Origin of the sequence: Streptococcus sp. M334, assembly GCF_000187745.1 — a bacterium.
In the GTDB taxonomy this organism is placed as follows: Bacteria; Bacillota; Bacilli; order Lactobacillales; family Streptococcaceae; genus Streptococcus.
This window is the reverse complement of sequence record NZ_GL732487.1, coordinates 145210-163481: the sequence shown is the minus strand read 5'-3', so window position 1 is coordinate 163481 and position 18272 is coordinate 145210. Positions and strand designations below refer to the sequence as shown.

The 18272-nt window shown below is 41.2% G+C and carries 13 protein-coding genes and 1 pseudogene; 9 read left to right on the top strand and 5 right to left on the bottom strand.

All coding sequences use genetic code 11. The features are described from left to right. Positions 1-98: 98 nt before the first annotated feature. From rpoB to ndk, 3 genes are all read left to right on the top strand, one after another. On the top strand, positions 99-3710 hold the full coding sequence (gene rpoB / locus HMPREF0851_RS09460; RefSeq protein WP_000907132.1) for a DNA-directed RNA polymerase subunit beta: 3612 nt from the start codon (positions 99-101) through the stop codon (positions 3708-3710). A gap of 32 nt (positions 3711-3742) precedes the next feature. After that, positions 3743-7420, top strand: coding sequence for a DNA-directed RNA polymerase subunit beta' (gene rpoC / locus HMPREF0851_RS09455; protein ID WP_000228747.1), 3678 nt, complete (start codon positions 3743-3745; stop codon positions 7418-7420). 107 nt (positions 7421-7527) lie between these two features. Further along, positions 7528-7941, top strand: a complete 414-nt coding sequence (ndk, locus tag HMPREF0851_RS09450; RefSeq protein ID WP_000438283.1) for a nucleoside-diphosphate kinase — start codon at positions 7528-7530, stop codon at positions 7939-7941. A gap of 497 nt (positions 7942-8438) precedes the next feature. Here ndk and HMPREF0851_RS16700 read toward each other — a convergent pair whose 3' ends face one another. The 5 genes and pseudogenes from HMPREF0851_RS16700 to HMPREF0851_RS16650 form a co-directional block, all read right to left on the bottom strand. Then, on the bottom strand, positions 8439-8717 hold the full coding sequence (locus tag HMPREF0851_RS16700) for a hypothetical protein (RefSeq protein WP_000712968.1): 279 nt from the start codon (positions 8715-8717) through the stop codon (positions 8439-8441). A gap of 140 nt (positions 8718-8857) precedes the next feature. After that, positions 8858-9490: an ABC transporter ATP-binding protein gene (locus HMPREF0851_RS09440; RefSeq protein ID WP_000571436.1), complete on the bottom strand. Its 633-nt coding sequence runs from the start codon at positions 9488-9490 to the stop codon at positions 8858-8860. A 1-nt stretch (position 9491) separates the two neighbouring features. Then, positions 9492-11507, bottom strand: coding sequence for a bacteriocin-associated integral membrane family protein (locus HMPREF0851_RS09435; protein WP_000732382.1), 2016 nt, complete (start codon positions 11505-11507; stop codon positions 9492-9494). A 95-nt stretch (positions 11508-11602) separates the two neighbouring features. Next, positions 11603-11905: a lactococcin 972 family bacteriocin gene (locus tag HMPREF0851_RS09430; protein ID WP_000911562.1), complete on the bottom strand. Its 303-nt coding sequence runs from the start codon at positions 11903-11905 to the stop codon at positions 11603-11605. Positions 11906-12219: 314 nt separating this feature from the next. Then, positions 12220-12389: pseudogene (locus HMPREF0851_RS16650) on the bottom strand (PhrA family quorum-sensing system peptide). A 191-nt stretch (positions 12390-12580) separates the two neighbouring features. On the opposite strand from HMPREF0851_RS16650, the gene HMPREF0851_RS09420 reads away from it, so the two are divergent. The 6 genes from HMPREF0851_RS09420 (at position 12581) to recA (ending at position 18236) form a co-directional block, all read left to right on the top strand. Continuing rightward, positions 12581-13444, top strand: a complete 864-nt coding sequence (locus HMPREF0851_RS09420; protein WP_001093631.1) for a helix-turn-helix domain-containing protein — start codon at positions 12581-12583, stop codon at positions 13442-13444. A 253-nt stretch (positions 13445-13697) separates the two neighbouring features. Beyond that, the gene (gene tsaE, locus HMPREF0851_RS09415; protein WP_000288241.1) at positions 13698-14141 is read left to right on the top strand and encodes a tRNA (adenosine(37)-N6)-threonylcarbamoyltransferase complex ATPase subunit type 1 TsaE; all 444 of its coding nucleotides are present in this window, start codon (positions 13698-13700) and stop codon (positions 14139-14141) included. Continuing rightward, a complete protein-coding gene (locus HMPREF0851_RS09410) occupies positions 14131-14649 on the top strand; it encodes a GNAT family N-acetyltransferase (RefSeq protein ID WP_000455550.1) in 519 nt (172 codons plus the stop codon). The genes tsaE and HMPREF0851_RS09410 overlap by 11 nt, the downstream gene beginning before the upstream one ends. 7 nt (positions 14650-14656) lie before the next feature. Further along, on the top strand, positions 14657-15673 hold the full coding sequence (brpA, locus tag HMPREF0851_RS09405) for a biofilm formation/cell division transcriptional regulator BrpA (protein WP_000239272.1): 1017 nt from the start codon (positions 14657-14659) through the stop codon (positions 15671-15673). An 85-nt stretch (positions 15674-15758) separates the two neighbouring features. Further along, the gene (locus HMPREF0851_RS09400; protein WP_000642694.1) at positions 15759-17015 is read left to right on the top strand and encodes a competence/damage-inducible protein A; all 1257 of its coding nucleotides are present in this window, start codon (positions 15759-15761) and stop codon (positions 17013-17015) included. 54 nt (positions 17016-17069) lie between these two features. Continuing rightward, positions 17070-18236: a recombinase RecA gene (gene recA / locus HMPREF0851_RS09395; protein WP_001085457.1), complete on the top strand. Its 1167-nt coding sequence runs from the start codon at positions 17070-17072 to the stop codon at positions 18234-18236. The last annotated feature ends 36 nt before the right edge of the window (positions 18237-18272 follow it).

Genomic DNA, 18272 nt, shown 5'->3' with positions numbered 1-18272 from the left:
TTATCAAAGGGACACGGTGATAGGGGTTTTTAAAACCATATGACGATTAGAAAGCCTGATTGATAAGGCTTGGAACTTATTTACAAAGGAGAATCATCTTGGCAGGACATGACGTTCAATACGGGAAACATCGTACCCGTCGTAGTTTTTCAAGAATCAAAGAAGTTCTTGACTTACCAAATTTGATTGAAATTCAAACTGACTCATTCAAAGCTTTCCTAGACCATGGTCTTAAGGAAGTATTTGAAGATGTATTGCCAATTTCAAACTTCACAGACACCATGGAGTTGGAATTCGTTGGATATGAAATCAAGGAACCAAAATACACGCTAGAAGAAGCTCGTATCCACGATGCTAGCTACTCAGCACCAATTTTTGTAACCTTCCGCTTGATCAATAAAGAAACAGGCGAAATCAAGACCCAAGAAGTTTTCTTTGGTGATTTCCCAATCATGACAGAAATGGGTACTTTCATCATCAATGGTGGTGAACGTATTATCGTATCTCAGCTGGTCCGCTCACCAGGTGTTTACTTTAACGACAAAGTAGATAAGAACGGTAAAGTGGGTTACGGTTCAACTGTTATCCCTAACCGTGGAGCTTGGTTGGAGCTTGAAAGCGACTCAAAAGATATTGCCTATACTCGTATCGACCGTACTCGTAAGATTCCATTTACAACCTTGGTTCGTGCGCTTGGTTTCTCAGGTGATGATGAAATCTTTGATATCTTTGGTGACAGCGAATTGGTTCGCAACACTGTTGAAAAAGATATCCACAAGAACCCAATGGACTCTCGTACAGACGAAGCTTTGAAAGAAATTTACGAACGTCTTCGTCCAGGTGAGCCTAAGACTGCTGAAAGCTCACGTAGCTTGCTTGTAGCTCGTTTCTTTGACCCACGTCGCTATGATTTGGCAGCAGTTGGTCGTTACAAGATCAATAAAAAACTCAATGTTAAAACACGCTTGCTCAACCAAACCATTGCAGAGCCATTGGTAGACCCTGAAACAGGAGAAATCTTGGTAGAAGCTGGTACAATCATGACTCGTAGCGTGATTGAAAGTATTGAAAGCTATTTGGATGGAGATTTGAACAAGATTGTCTACATTCCAAATGATGCTGCGGTTGTGACTGATCCAGTTGTTCTTCAAAAGTTCAAGGTTGTTGCACCAACGGATCCAGACCGTGTTGTAACCATCATTGGTAATGCCAATCCAGATGACAAGGTTCGTATCGTCACTCCTGCAGATATCCTTGCTGAGATGAGCTACTTCCTCAACTTGGCTGAAGGACTTGGCCGTGTAGATGACATCGATCACCTTGGAAACCGTCGTATTCGTGCGGTTGGTGAATTGCTTGCCAACCAAGTACGTCTTGGACTTTCTCGTATGGAACGTAATGTCCGTGAACGTATGTCTGTTCAAGACAACGAAGTCTTGACACCACAACAAATTATCAATATCCGTCCTGTAACAGCTGCGGTTAAAGAATTCTTTGGTTCATCACAGTTGTCACAGTTTATGGACCAACACAACCCACTTTCTGAGTTGTCTCACAAACGCCGTTTGTCAGCCTTAGGACCTGGTGGTTTGACACGTGACCGTGCTGGATATGAAGTACGTGACGTGCACTACACTCACTACGGCCGTATGTGTCCAATCGAGACACCTGAAGGACCTAACATCGGTTTGATTAATAACTTGTCATCTTACGGACACTTGAACAAATATGGTTTTGTTCAAACACCATACCGTAAGGTTGACCGCGAAACAGGTGTTGTCACGAACGAAATCGTTTGGTTGACAGCCGATGAAGAAGATGAATTTACTGTAGCACAGGCTAATTCTCGTCTGAATGAAGATGGAACATTTGCTGAAAAAGTTGTCATGGGACGTCACCAAGGGGTCAACCAAGAGTATCCAGCTAATGTTGTTGACTACATGGACGTATCACCAAAACAGGTAGTTGCCGTTGCGACAGCATGTATTCCTTTCTTGGAAAACGATGACTCCAACCGTGCCCTCATGGGAGCCAACATGCAACGTCAGGCTGTGCCGTTGATTAATCCAAAAGCACCTTACGTTGGTACTGGTATGGAATATCAGGCGGCCCACGATTCAGGAGCTGCTGTGATTGCTCAGTATGACGGTAAAGTTACTTATGCAGATGCGGACAAGGTAGAAGTTCGTCGTGAAGATGGCTCATTGGACGTTTACCACATCCAAAAATTCCGTCGTTCAAACTCAGGTACTGCTTACAACCAACGCACTCTCGTAAAAGTTGGCGATGTCGTTGAAAAAGGAGATTTCATCGCTGACGGCCCTTCTATGGAAAATGGGGAAATGGCACTTGGACAAAACCCAATCGTTGCCTACATGACTTGGGAAGGTTACAACTTCGAGGATGCTGTTATCATGAGCGAACGCTTGGTAAAAGACGATGTTTATACATCTGTCCACCTTGAAGAATACGAATCAGAAACGCGCGATACAAAGCTTGGGCCTGAAGAAATCACTCGTGAAATTCCAAACGTTGGGGAAGATGCCCTTAAAGACCTTGACGAAATGGGTATTATCCGTATCGGTGCTGAGGTTAAAGAAGGTGACATCCTTGTAGGTAAAGTAACACCTAAGGGTGAGAAAGACCTTTCAGCTGAAGAACGTCTCTTGCACGCTATCTTCGGAGATAAATCTCGTGAAGTGCGTGATACTTCTCTTCGTGTACCACACGGTGCCGATGGTGTCGTTCGTGATGTTAAGATCTTTACACGTGCAAATGGAGATGAGTTGCAATCAGGTGTCAATATGCTGGTTCGCGTCTACATCGCTCAAAAACGTAAGATCAAGGTCGGAGATAAGATGGCCGGACGTCACGGAAATAAAGGGGTTGTCTCTCGTATCGTTCCTGTAGAAGACATGCCTTACCTTCCAGATGGAACTCCAGTCGACATCATGTTGAACCCACTTGGGGTGCCATCACGTATGAATATCGGTCAGGTTATGGAGCTTCACCTTGGTATGGCTGCTCGTACTCTTGATATTCACATCGCAACACCAGTCTTTGACGGAGCAAGTTCTGAAGACCTTTGGTCAACTGTTAAAGAAGCTGGTATGGATAGCGATGCCAAAACAATCCTTTACGATGGACGTACTGGTGAACCATTTGATAACCGTGTTTCTGTCGGAGTCATGTACATGATCAAACTCCACCACATGGTTGACGATAAATTGCACGCGCGTTCAGTTGGACCTTACTCAACTGTTACCCAACAACCACTCGGAGGTAAAGCTCAGTTTGGTGGACAACGTTTCGGTGAGATGGAGGTTTGGGCTCTTGAAGCCTACGGTGCGTCAAATGTCCTTCAAGAAATCTTGACTTACAAGTCTGACGATATCAACGGACGTTTGAAAGCTTATGAAGCTATTACAAAAGGAAAACCAATTCCAAAACCAGGTGTTCCAGAATCCTTCCGAGTTCTTGTCAAAGAATTGCAATCTCTTGGTCTTGATATGCGTGTCCTTGACGAAGATGACCAAGAAGTGGAACTTCGTGACTTGGATGAAGGAATGGACGAAGATGTCATCCACGTAGATGACCTTGAAAAAGCCCGCGAAAAAGCAGCACAAGAGGCTAAAGCAGCCTTTGAAGCTGAAGAAGCTGAAAAAGCAACAAAAGCGGAAGCAACTGAAGAAGCTGCTGAACAAGAATAAGCAGTTCACTTAGAATAGAAAGGGAAGAAATAGTGGTTGATGTAAATCGTTTTAAAAGTATGCAAATCACCCTAGCTTCTCCAAGCAAAGTCCGTTCGTGGTCTTATGGAGAAGTCAAAAAACCTGAAACAATCAATTACCGTACCTTGAAACCAGAACGTGAAGGACTCTTTGATGAAGTTATCTTTGGTCCTACAAAAGACTGGGAATGTGCTTGTGGTAAATACAAACGCATTCGTTACAGAGGAATTGTTTGTGACCGTTGTGGGGTTGAAGTAACGCGTACAAAAGTTCGTCGTGAGCGTATGGGACATATCGAATTGAAAGCTCCTGTATCTCACATCTGGTACTTCAAGGGGATTCCAAGCCGTATGGGCTTGACCCTTGATATGAGCCCTCGTGCTCTCGAGGAAGTTATCTACTTTGCGGCTTATGTGGTGATTGATCCTAAGGATACACCACTTGAGCACAAGTCTATCATGACAGAGCGCGAATACCGTGAGCGCTTGCGTGAGTATGGTTATGGATCGTTCGTTGCCAAGATGGGTGCCGAAGCCATCCAAGACCTTTTGAAACAAGTAGACCTTGAAAAAGAAATTGCTGAACTCAAAGAAGAGTTGAAAACAGCGACTGGACAAAAACGTGTAAAAGCCATCCGTCGTTTGGATGTGTTGGATGCCTTTTACAAGTCTGGAAACAAACCTGAATGGATGATTCTCAACATCCTTCCAGTTATCCCACCAGATCTTCGTCCAATGTTGCAGTTGGATGGTGGTCGTTTTGCCTCATCTGACTTGAATGATCTGTACCGCCGTGTTATCAACCGTAACAACCGTTTGGCTCGTTTGCTTGAGTTGAATGCGCCTGGTATCATCGTTCAAAATGAGAAGCGTATGCTTCAAGAAGCGGTTGACGCTTTGATTGACAATGGTCGTCGTGGTCGTCCAATCACAGGACCAGGTAGCCGTCCTCTTAAATCATTGAGCCACATGCTTAAAGGTAAACAAGGACGCTTCCGTCAAAACTTGCTCGGTAAACGTGTTGACTTCTCAGGACGTTCCGTTATCGCCGTTGGTCCAACTCTTAAGATGTATCAATGTGGTGTACCACGTGAAATGGCGATCGAGCTCTTTAAACCATTTGTGATGCGTGAAATCGTAGCGCGTGATATCGTACAAAACGTCAAAGCGGCTAAACGCTTGGTAGAACGCGGAGATGAGCGTATCTGGGATATTCTTGAAGAAGTGATTAAAGAACACCCAGTGCTTTTGAACCGCGCACCGACCCTTCACCGTTTGGGTATCCAAGCCTTCGAGCCAGTCTTGATTGATGGTAAGGCCCTTCGCTTGCACCCACTTGTCTGTGAAGCCTACAATGCCGACTTTGACGGGGACCAAATGGCCATCCACGTACCGCTTTCAGAAGAAGCCCAAGCAGAAGCTCGTATCTTGATGCTCGCTGCTGAGCATATCTTGAACCCGAAAGATGGTAAACCAGTTGTTACTCCATCTCAGGACATGGTTTTGGGTAACTACTACTTGACTATGGAAGAAGCTGGTCGCGAAGGTGAAGGAATGGTCTTCAAAGACCGTGACGAAGCGGTTATGGCTTATCGTAATGGTTATGTTCACCTCCACTCACGTGTTGGTATTGCAACAGACAGCCTCAACAAACCATGGACAGAAGAGCAAAAACACAAAGTTTTGCTTACAACAGTTGGTAAAATCCTCTTCAACGACATCATGCCAGAGGGTCTACCATACTTGCAAGAACCAAACAATGCCAACTTGACAGAAGGCGTTCCAGCTAAATACTTCTTGCCACTTGGTGGAAATATCAAGGAAGCAATCAGCAAACTTGAACTCAATCCTCCATTCAAGAAGAAAAACCTTGGAAATATCATCGCTGAAATCTTCAAACGTTTCCGTACGACAGAAACTTCTGCTCTACTTGACCGTATGAAGAACCTCGGTTACCACCACTCAACTCTTGCAGGATTGACAGTGGGTATTGCCGATATCCCAGTCGTTGATGACAAGGCTGAAATCATTGAGGAATCACATAAACGTGTAGAACAGATCACCAAACAATTCCGTCGTGGTATGATCACAGACGACGAGCGTTACAATGCCGTCACAGCTGAATGGCGTGCTGCCCGTGAAAAACTAGAGAAACGTTTGATTGCCAACCAAGATCCTAAGAACCCAATCGTTATGATGATGGACTCTGGAGCCCGTGGTAACATCTCAAACTTCTCACAGCTTGCCGGTATGCGTGGTCTGATGGCGGCTCCGAACGGACGTATCATGGAATTGCCAATCCTTTCAAACTTCCGCGAAGGTTTGTCAGTACTCGAAATGTTCTTCTCAACTCACGGTGCCCGTAAAGGTATGACCGATACGGCCCTTAAGACAGCCGACTCAGGTTACTTGACTCGTCGTTTGGTTGACGTTGCCCAAGACGTTATCATCCGTGAGGACGACTGTGGAACAGACCGTGGTCTCTTGATCCGCTCTATCGCAGAAGGAAAAGAGATGATCGAGTCTCTAGAAGAACGTCTCAATGGTCGTTACACTAAGAAAACTGTTAAACATCCAGAAACTGGTGCAGTGATCATTGGTCCAAATGAGTTGATTACAGAAGACAAGGCGCGTGAAATTGTGAATGCTGGTGTGGAAGAAGTGACTATCCGTTCTGTATTTACATGTAACACTCGTCATGGTGTTTGCCGTCACTGTTACGGTATCAACTTGGCGACTGGTGATGCAGTTGAAGTTGGTGAAGCAGTTGGTACAATCGCTGCCCAATCTATCGGGGAACCTGGTACACAGCTTACAATGCGTACCTTCCACACGGGTGGGGTTGCCTCAAATACCGACATCACTCAAGGTCTTCCTCGTGTCCAAGAAATCTTTGAAGCCCGCAATCCTAAAGGGGAAGCGGTTATCACAGAGGTTAAAGGACAAGTTACCGCTATCGAAGAAGATGCATCAACTCGTACTAAGAAAGTCTTTGTTAAGGGTGAAACTGGCGAAGGTGAATATGTCGTTCCATTTACTGCTCGTATGCGTGTCGAAGTTGGGGACCAAGTAGCGCGTGGTGCTGCTCTTACAGAAGGTTCTATCCAACCAAAACGTCTCCTTGCAGTCCGTGATGTCTTGTCAGTTGAAACTTACCTTCTCGGTGAAGTACAAAAAGTTTACCGTAGCCAAGGGGTAGAAATCGGTGACAAACACATCGAGGTAATGGTTCGTCAAATGATCCGTAAAGTACGTGTCATGGATCCAGGTGACACAGATCTTCTCATGGGTACCCTCATGGATATCAATGACTTTACAGATGCTAACAAAGATGTCCTTATCGCAGGTGGAGTTCCAGCGACAGGTCGTCCAGTCCTTATGGGAATTACCAAAGCCTCACTTGAAACGAATAGTTTCTTGTCAGCGGCTTCCTTCCAGGAAACAACTCGTGTCCTTACTGACGCGGCTATCCGTGGTAAGAAAGACCATCTCCTTGGACTTAAAGAAAATGTTATCATCGGTAAGATCATCCCAGCAGGTACTGGTATGGCTCGCTACCGTAACCTTGAACCACATGCTATCAACGAAGAAGAATACCTTAATCCTCCAGTAGAGGAAGAAGGAAACGAAGAAACAACAGAAGTAGTTGTGGATACTGCCGTTGAAACTGTGGAAGAAACAGTAGAATAAAAGAGATGAGAGAGCCTTCGGGTTCTCTTTCTCTTTTCTGAAAACTTTCTCCATTTTTCCATGAAATGTGGTAAAATAAAAGAAAGAAGCTGACAAAGGAGACGGGTATGGAACAAACATTTTTTATCATTAAACCAGACGGTGTAAAAAGAGGGCTAGTTGGTGAAGTGTTGAAACGCATCGAACAACGTGACTTTACAATCGAAAAATTGGAGTTGCGTTCAAAGGTTTCAGAAGAGTTGATTGATCAGCACTATCAGGACTTGGTTGGTCAAAGTTTTTACCCACCGATTCGTGAATTTATGACTTCAGGACCGATTCTTGTGGGTGTCATTTCAGGTCCCAAAGTAATCGAAACTTGGCGGACTATGATGGGTGCGACTCGCCCAGAAGAAGCTTTGCCAGGAACTATTCGAGGTGATTTTGCAAAAGCGACTGGAGAAAATGAGGTTATCCAAAATGTTGTACATGGTTCAGATTCAGAAGAGTCAGCTAAGAGAGAAATTGCTCTTTGGTTTTAAGAGTGGATCGGCTCAATCAATTGGTTAAAAGCTCATTTGAATAGAAAGTATAGTCAATTAGTTTAAGACATGACGCATGATATCAAACTTTTTAGTTTTTGATATGGTGCGTTTTTGATTAAGTGACTATTAGTTCGTCTTGCTCCGTTAGGTGCGAGACAAAAAAACACCCGCTATGCGGGTGCGCGTCGAAGGTTATACCAAAAAAAACTCCAAACGCAATACAATAAAGGTGTTCAAGCCAATTGTAAAGCGAAAGGAGAAAAATATGGCACAAAAGGTTCTTTTGTTCTGTTCTTGTTTCAATTGACTATATTTCTATACTTTTTCTTCCTTTCTCTGTGAAAATCGCACTTTTTCTCAATACTGAAACAACATCTTTCCAGAACTTCAATAATTTCTTTTTGTGTTAAATCATTATTTAACTAAATCTTTGTAGGCAATACGTTTTCAAAGCTACTTTTTTACCATAGATTTTGAGCCTTCAACACAGATTACTAAGCCAAAAATGCTCTAAATTTTTGAAATTCTAACAAATTCCACTCAACTTTATCATCATCTTTGACTTTCACAATATCTTCCTCAAAATAACATGGAATAAAGATAGTTTTCTTTTGAAACGGTTGTAGGAGGAAAATCTCTCCTACACTATTATTGATTCTGAGAGAAAATTGCAAAATATCATCTACCAAACTTTCAATTATTAAGATTTTTTGCAGTTTATCTGAATTAGAATCGCAAGGCTTCTCAATAATATAATTGTCAAATTTTTTCATTCTAACTTCCTCTCCACTATTTCTTCCTTTATCAAGAAAAAGTTACCTCAATATTAATAAAGTACAATTCTAAATTAACTCCAATTATTGATTCATGATAATATTTCAGTAACTCATCGTGCAATTAAAAACAAGGATTTTTATTTCAGACGATCCATCGTGAACACTTCATCAGCCATCTCCCAAATTGCCGGATTATGTGTTGCGATAATGATTAGCCTATTATCATCTCGAAGAGATAGCAAAATCTCCATAATCAACTGAGAGGTTGCTGGGTCTATTGAAGCTGTTGGCTCATCTGCCAGAATAAGGGGTGGATTCTTTAAGATAACTTTTGCCAAGGCAACCCGTTGCGATTCTCCGCCCGATAACTCAAAGATGCGCTTATCTAGGTTAAGATAAGCCAGGCCGACCTGTTCTAAAGCCTGCTTCTGCCTCAACCGCTGTTCCGACCGACTCAACTTTTTACCAATGAGACCTAGCTTAAGGTTTTCTTCAATACTTTGGTTTTCAATTAAGCCAAAGTTCTGGAAGAGGTAGCCCAATTCGTGACGGAAAAAATCACTCGATTTATAATTGGCCAAGTCTTTACCTCGGTAAAAAATCGTCCCATCATAAGATTCTAATTTCCCAATCATGTTCATCAAGGTTGTTTTTCCGCTACCACTTGAACCAATTAAGGCATAGACTTTTCCAGCCTCAAATGTCACTGAAAGATTCGAAAATAACTCTCGTTCTCCAAAAGATTTACTCACCTGTTTAAGTTCAATCATATTAACCTCCCTTCAAAACAAGCATGGACATCTTGTTTTCTTTCTGCATTTGGACATGTAACTGTAAAAGAGATAGACCAGTAAAGAGTAACGAGACTAAGAAAGCAACTACTATCTCTACCTGAAGAAATACACTCGCAACAAATCCCAGTAAAAACACACCCAGTTGAGCAAAGAGATAAGTGCGATGGATTTCTAAGAACCTGAGACCTGCAATGCGTTTGATAAAAATAGCACGTCTAAATTCTTCAAAGTAGAGCCTATTCATAGTGTTAAACAACAAGATTGAAGTTGCAATCCCAAGCACAGCTCCTGCTAGCATTACCCAACGTTCCCTCTGGATATTATCCGATAATGTGATGTAGTTGTGGTAACCTGTTTGCATTTCTGAGACCCAATTTTCAATGCCTTGTCTCTGGATAAGCTCCTGGGCATCAGACAATTGATTAAAGAGAACGTAGTTCTGTACTGCGTCTACCCAAAACACAATGGACTGTGGACCAGTTGATTGGGGTGTTATAACAATGATGATTGGATCTTTCAAAAACTGCTGGTAAGAAATAGGGGTCGTATTATACACAAAACGATCATGACCTGATTCCAAATAACCTACCGTAGCAGTCATTTGCTGTCGTTCATCTTTACTAGATATGCGACTGGTTAAGTCGTCTTCAAAAACAGATTTATAATGTTCTTCCTCTGAACGGAGGTGTTCAGGCAGTAATAAGACAAACTCCCCTACATCAAGGTGATTCATCTTTTGCTCAATAGTTGTATCTACAGGAATGTTTTGACGCTCCAAGTATTGCGGTGTGACGATAAGGACATTGCCATTCGGGCTGTAATCGTGCCATTCTGTAGAGGTTGTCAAGTTTTTGGAGGAAGCCATGCCATTTTGCAAAGTACGGTCAATTAACTGGTGTCTAGATAAGAAAGCCTTTTGTTCTGAAACAGCCAGATCCATCAATTGATACCAAGTTCTGAGTTTTCTTTGAGCTTGTTCATCAAAACCAGGACTCGTTCCTTCACGGCTGATTGATAGGATAGTCAGTTGCCTTTCCTGACTCCAAACCTCTTGTCCAATCCGATGCTGTTGCCAGGCTTGGGAATACTTTAAACTACTCCCTATTCCCAGCGTTACAATAATAATCGCTAATAGTTGACCGATTAAAATTAAACTAATGATTCCTCTGACAGGCACTTGCCCTTTTATAATCTGCATCAGGTGTATCTTTTTTATCCCAACTGCGAAGAGTTGAGCGAAAAACAGGGAGATCGACAACAAGATGAGATTATAACTGAGCAAGCCTTCTCCTATTGTCATTAGGGATTGCGTTGGAAGCGACAGAATTTTTTGCATAAGAATGGCGAGAACGCCAGCTAAACTGAAACCAACAACTATCCCTTTCAAATCCTCACCAACTGGTCTAAGGAAAATGGACCACCGTTTCTCTCCTGAAATGAGGCGAATGCCCGACGACCGTAATTGGCTAATTTGACTAATTAAAGTCAGTGCTACAAAGGTTAAGATGAAAATCAATAGACTGATTAACTGAAATCCGTTACTAAAGATAGCCATTAACGTAGATAGTTTAGATGGAATTGTCAGGTGCATGTTAGTCAAGCCAAGTTGACTTAGCTCCTCCCTTAGCAAGTGAATATCTAGGTTTCCATCGAATACAAAATAGTTTGTTTCAACACTACTACTTTGAGCATCTTCTAGATTTTTTTCCTGAAGCCCATCAGGCAACTTTCCGTCCCCAAAGGTCGTATAAGAAAAAACTGTAGTACCTTCTGAGTTAGGATCTTGGTGTTGAATCGCAATAAAGCTATCCGTTTCTTCTGCTAGTTTTTCCAAGCGTGTAGCAACATGCTGAAAAGTTGTTTCAGGGGAAGAATCACGTACAACAACGTTGGGGTAATAATGGGAGACATATGTATCAGTCCAAATGGTAAATACCCAAACAAAGAACAAACTAGCAAGCAGGTTGGATATGAGTATAAATAATTTTTTCATAGTGCATTCCTTATTCTAAAATAGAGGGCAGAAATACCCCTGCCCTCTATAAACTAACAAGCTTACTAAACTATTGATAAAAGAATCTTCTTCAATTATTCTTGCCATCCCGCATCAAATGTAACTTGCTCCCCAAAATTTGTATTAATAAACGCATAGGCCGCACTATGTGCTCCTGCATAAGCTGTCTTTTGATTGTCACGTCCATTACTTCCAACATAGGCCCAGTGCTCCTCTGAACCATGATAATAATTCGAAAATGCTCCCCAATTATTTGGATCATGATAGCCTCCATAAGTCCACTCGCCACCACGGTGAGAAGCTGCCAAAACAGGAAGAGCCAAACTAACTGCCAAAACGGCAAGGGATGATGCAACTACTTTTCTAAATTTTAACATATTATTACTCCTCTAAATGAAATATTATGAAAATGAGCGAAATGCAACTACATATTTTAATTAGAAATCTCAGTCTGAATTATAGTATCCTATTTTTTCCTCCTTTCTAACTGCACGTTCCTTTCTACAGGCAGAGACCTAATTTTATAAACTAATCTTAAATACTTTAGATTTTGTAACTCATAATTTTCAACAGTTGGTTAGCTATGAAAGCATTTTATTAAACATCTCCATTCTTATATCTATCTGGTATTGTTACAAGCTCTCATAAGAATACCTTTCTCTAAATAGTTGAATTTTAAAGTAATACGAAATCAATCAGCCTTCCCAACATCAAGACCATTGGACTTCTTTTGTGATTGGACTCGAATCTCCAATCGTTTATTCTTCTGAATAACTGTTGGTAAGAAATTGTGTTACTAAACGTAAAAACACCTAGTAATGCTAATATAGCTAGTTTTTGAATTCCACGTTTTTTTCTCATGCAATGAAACCCTTTTCTGTTTCCTTGTTTTTATTTTAACAGATATATTTTATTTAGCCAAGCATTTTTATGTAATTTTTGACTTTTTTTGTTTTTTATTACCATAGTGAATTATTTATTTCTTTAACTTGCTATTTTGAACTAAAAATTTTATAATGAGATTAAGCAAATAGGAAGGATTATTATCTTTAATGAATACACTCGCAGAGAAATTCAGATTGAAAAGAAAAGAGTTGAGACTCTCCCAACAAACTCTTGCAGAAGGAATTTGTGAACAAAGCCAGATTAGTAAAATTGAGAGAGGGCATTTCATTCCCTCCGCAGACCTTTTGTTCAAACTCTCACAACGACTTGAAGTACCATTAGATTATTTTTTTAATGAACAAATTGAAATTAAATCTAACCTCTCTAATTTCAAGCAATTGTCTGCTCGACTATTAGATGACAGAAATTATGACAATTTGGAATATATTTATAGAATAGAGATTGAACGAAGTACTTTTCTAACACTAGAAGACCGAACTTACCTTGAATGGATTAAAGCTATTATTGACTTCTATCAATATGACAGTAAGTATGAGGCTATTTCTTCATTGGAAAATATATTATTAAAAGTCTCCTCAAATACTCTGATTTATTTAAAGGTATTGAATACTCTATCTAATTTCTATTCCTTAGTGGGTCGTGAACAAGAATATGAGGCAAACTACTCTCATTTAATGGAGTTATATCAGACAAAAAATTTTGAGCATCAAGAGTTTTTATTTGGCTACATCAGAGTTCGTTACAACTACGCTCACTACCTAGCGTCAAAGGAAAAATATAACGAAGCCATCCAAGAAGCTCTTGAGACGATTGAACTCTGTAAACAAAGACAGACAAGCTACCAACTGGCTCCTCTACTTATTCTTGCAGGAAATGCTGGAGCCAAATTTCTAGACAAAGAACAAGTAAAAAATTATTATATAGAAGCAAGAGAGTTATGTAAGATTTATAACAATCCTTTAATGTTGATGAAGATAGAAAATTATTTGAAAGAATTAGATACTGTTTAGTTAATCTTGACATTATAGTTTTTCTGAAACGTTAAATAACCTGTAAGGCTGATAGTGAAATTAATACTATCAGCCTTATTTCAAATTTATATTCTTCCAAAATCTCTTCAAACCACGTCAGCTCTATCTGCAACCTCAAAACAGTGTTTTGAGCAACCTGCGGCTAGCTTCCTAGTTTGCTCTTTGATTTTCATTGAGTATAAGTTTAGCAGGAAAATAGACACAAAAGAAAAGTTTTTGGTATAATAAGAGCATGTACACAAAAAATGAAGAAGAGCTACAAGCCTTAGGGGAACGCTTGGGTCATCTATTAGAAAAGAATGATGTTTTAATCTTAACTGGAGAGCTGGGTGCAGGTAAAACGACCTTTACAAAAGGCCTTGCTAAGGGATTACAGATTTCTCAGATGATTAAGAGTCCAACTTATACTATCGTGAGAGAGTATGAAGGTCGTCTTCCACTTTATCACCTAGATGTTTACCGTATCGAGGGGGATGCTGATTCTATCGACTTGGATGAATTTCTCTTTGGTGGTGGAGTGACTGTCATCGAGTGGGGGAATCTTTTAGGTGATGCCTTGCCAGATACTTATTTAGAATTGGAAATTCTAAAAGAGGAAGATGGTCGCAGATTAAACTTCCAAGCCAAGGGTTTGCGTGCAGAAAAACTCTTAGAGGAGCTTCAACATGGAGTATGAATTGCTCATTAGGGAAGCAGGGCCTAATGATGCGGCTGAATTAGTGGCCTTTTTAAATCGTGTAAGTTTGGAGACAGATTTTACCAGCTTAGACGGAGATGGTATTCTCTTGACAGATACTGAGATGGAGTTGTTTTTGGATAAACAGGCTCACTCAGAAAATCAAATCACTTTACTTGCCTTACTGAATGATGAAATTGCTGGCCTTGTAAATATCACAGCTGATCAACGTAAGAGAGTTCGTCATATTGGAGATCTCTTTATTGTGATTGGTAAGAAATATTGGAATAATGGGCTGGGAAGTTTCTTGCTTGAAGAAGTCGTAGAATGGGCGCAGGCTAGTGGCATTCTTCGTAGACTTCAATTAACTGTTCAAACTCGTAATCAAGCTGCAGTTCATCTATATCAAAAGCATGGTTTTGTAATTGAGGGTAGACAAGAGCGCGGTGCGTACATAGAAGAAGGAGACTTTATCGATGTTTACCTGATGGGTAGACTGATAGATTAGTAGAAATATGGTTAAAAAAATTATTGGAATGGTGCTAGCTTTTCTAGCTGTGACAGTTTTGGGTGTGGGTGTCTTTGCTTATACCATTTATCAGCAAGGCACACAAACTTTATCAAAAACATATAAAAAGATTGGGGAAGAAACCAAGGTTATTGAAGCAACTGAACCCATGACTATTCTGTTGATGGGAGTTGATACTGGGAATGTGGAACGTACGGATCAGTGGGCTGGAAATAGTGATTCCATGATTCTCTTGACTGTCAATCCACATACTAAGAAGACCATGATGTTGAGTTTGGAGCGTGATATCCTGACTAAAATTCAACATAAAGATGGTAGTATTGAAGAAGCGAAACTTAATGCAGCTTATGCTGGTGGTGGAGCAGAACTTGCGATAGAAACAATTCAAAAGATGATGAATATCCACATCGATCGCTACATTATGGTTAACATGCAAGGCTTGCAGCAATTAGTCGATGCAGTAGGTGGAATTACCGTCAATAACACGCTAGGTTTCCCGATTTCTATCAGTGATCAAGAAGAATTTAACACCATTTCTATCGGCGTTGGAGAACAGACAATAAATGGAGAAGAAGCGCTTGTTTATTCACGCATGCGTTATCAAGACCCAGAAGGAGACTACGGACGTCAGAAGCGTCAGCGTGAAGTCATTCAAAAAGTTGTTGAAAAAGTTCTCAGCTTGAATAGTGTTAGTCACTATCAGTCTATCTTGAAAGCCCTAAGTACTAATATGCAGACTAATATTGATTTATCTGCAAAAAGTATTCCGGACTTGTTGGGCTATAAAGATTCATTTAAAACCATTGAATCACAACAGCTAAAGGGTGAGGGAGAGATGTTGCAAGGCATTTCTTACCAGATTGTTTCGAGAGAGCATATGTTGGAGGTGCAGAATATATTGCGACGTTCTTTGGGACAAGAAGAAGTCACTCAGCTTGAAACAAATGTTGTCTTATTTGAAGATTTGTTTGGACGGGTGCCTGTTGGTGACGAAGATAATTAACTTTCTTGATACAAATAAAAAATTAATCGTGGGAAATTTCCTGCGATTTTTTCAAAAAAATACGAATAGATAGGTAGGAGGAAACATGAAAGCAGAAATCATTGCTGTTGGAACAGAGATTTTGACAGGACAGATTGTCAATACTAATGCTCAATTTTTATCGGAAAAACTAGCAGAGATTGGGGTAGACGTATATTTTCAGACGGCTGTAGGAGACAATGAAGCTCGTCTCTTATCCCTGCTTGAGATTGCCAGTCAACGTAGCAGTCTGGTGATTTTAACAGGTGGTTTGGGGCCAACTGAGGACGATTTGACCAAACAAACCCTGGCTAAATTCTTAGGGAAAAAATTAGTCTTCGATCCTCAGGCACAAGAAAAGTTAGATATCTTTTTTGCCCAGCGACCAGACTATGCCCGAACACCGAATAACGAAAGACAAGCTCAACTTGTAGAAGGAGCGACTCCGCTACCAAACGAAACAGGACTGGCTGTGGGGGGGATATTGGAAGTCGATGGAGTGACCTATGTCGTCCTTCCAGGTCCACCAAGTGAATTAAAACCCATGGTTTTAAACCAACTTCTACCTAAGTTGATGACAGGGAGTAAGCTATATTCCCGAGTTCTTCGTTTCTTTGGAATTGGAGAAAGTCAGCTGGTTACGATTTTGGCTGATTTAATTGATAATCAGACCGATCCGACCTTGGCACCTTATGCAAAGACAGGAGAGGTAACCTTGCGCTTGTCAACAAAGGCTAGCAGTCAAGAAGAAGCGAATCAAGCATTAGCTGATTTGGAAAATCAAATCTTAGGTCGCGATACCTTTGAAGGTCTTTCTTTACGAGAACTTTGTTATGGTTATGGGGAAGAGACTAGTTTAGCCAGCATTGTGGTAGAAGAACTGAAAAAGCAAGGGAAAACCATCACTGCAGCCGAGAGTTTGACGGCAGGTCTTTTCCAAGCTACCGTGGCGGATTTTTCAGGAGCTTCAAGTATATTTAAGGGTGGTTTTGTGACCTATAGCTTGGAGGAAAAATCAAAGATGTTGGCTATTCCTGCCAAGGATTTGGAAGAACATAGTGTGGTGTCTGAATTTACAGCCCAGAAGATGGCTGAGCAGGTACGAATCAAGACCCAGTCTGATTTTGGTCTTAGTTTGACTGGAGTGGCAGGTCCAGATAGCCTAGAAGGGCACCCAGCTGGGACAGTCTTCATAGGCTTGGCCCAAGAGCATGGAACTGAGGTCGTCAAGGTTAATATTGGAGGCAGAAGTCGAGCAGATGTACGTCACATTGCGGTTATGCATGCCTTTAACCTAGTTCGCAAGGCTTTATTAAGTGACTAACTTTTGATATAATAGTAGATAGGTCTAAGGACCATTAGAATGCAGGAGAATAGAATGGCGAAAAAACCAAAAAAATTAGATGAAATTTCAAAAAAATTCGGGGCTGAACGTGAGAAAGCCTTGAATGATGCTCTTAAATTGATTGAGAAAGATTTCGGTAAAGGCTCAATCATGCGTTTGGGTGAACGTGCAGAGCAAAAGGTGCAAGTGATGAGCTCAGGTTCCTTGGCTCTTGACATTGCCCTTGGTTCAGGTGGTTATCCTAAGGGACGTATCATTGAAATCTATGGGCCAGAGTCATCTGGTAAGACAACGGTTGCCCTTCATGCAGTTGCACAAGCGCAAAAAGAAGGTGGTATTGCAGCCTTTATCGATGCGGAACATGCCCTCGATCCAGCTTATGCTGCGGCCCTTGGTGTCAATATTGACGAATTGCTCTTGTCACAACCAGACTCAGGAGAGCAAGGTCTTGAGATTGCAGGAAAATTGATTGACTCAGGTGCTGTAGATCTTGTCGTAGTCGACTCAGTTGCTGCCCTTGTCCCTCGTGCGGAAATTGATGGAGATATCGGCGATAGCCACGTTGGTTTGCAGGCTCGTATGATGAGCCAGGCTATGCGTAAACTTGGTGCTTCTATCAATAAAACCAAAACAATTGCCATCTTTATCAACCAATTGCGTGAAAAAGTTGGGGTCATGTTTGGAAATCCAGAAACAACTCCTGGTGGACGTGCTCTGAAATTCTACGCATCAGTGCGTCTGGATGTTCGTGGAAGCACACAAATCAAGGGAACTGGTGACCAAAAAGATACCAATGTCGGTAAAGAAACCAAGATTAAGGTCGTGAAAAACAAGGTGGCTCCACCATTTAAGGAAGCCTTCGTTGAAATCATGTACGGAGAAGGGATTTCTAAGACTGGTGAACTCTTGAAGATTGCAAGTGATTTGGATATCATCAAGAAAGCAGGAGCTTGGTACTCTTACAAGGATGAGAAAATTGGACAAGGTTCTGAAAATGCTAAGAAATACTTGACAGATCACCCAGAAGTTTTTGATGAAATTGACCATCAAGTCCGTGTTCAATTTGGTTTGATTGATGGAGAAGAAGCTTCTGTAGAAGGTGTTGAAACCAAAAAAGATGAGGCAGTTCAAGCAGATTCTGTGAATGAAGAAGTGACTCTTGACCTAGGCGATGAGCTTGAAATCGAAATTGAAGAATAAGCTGTGAAAGTAGTGGAGAACATCCGCTGCTTTTTC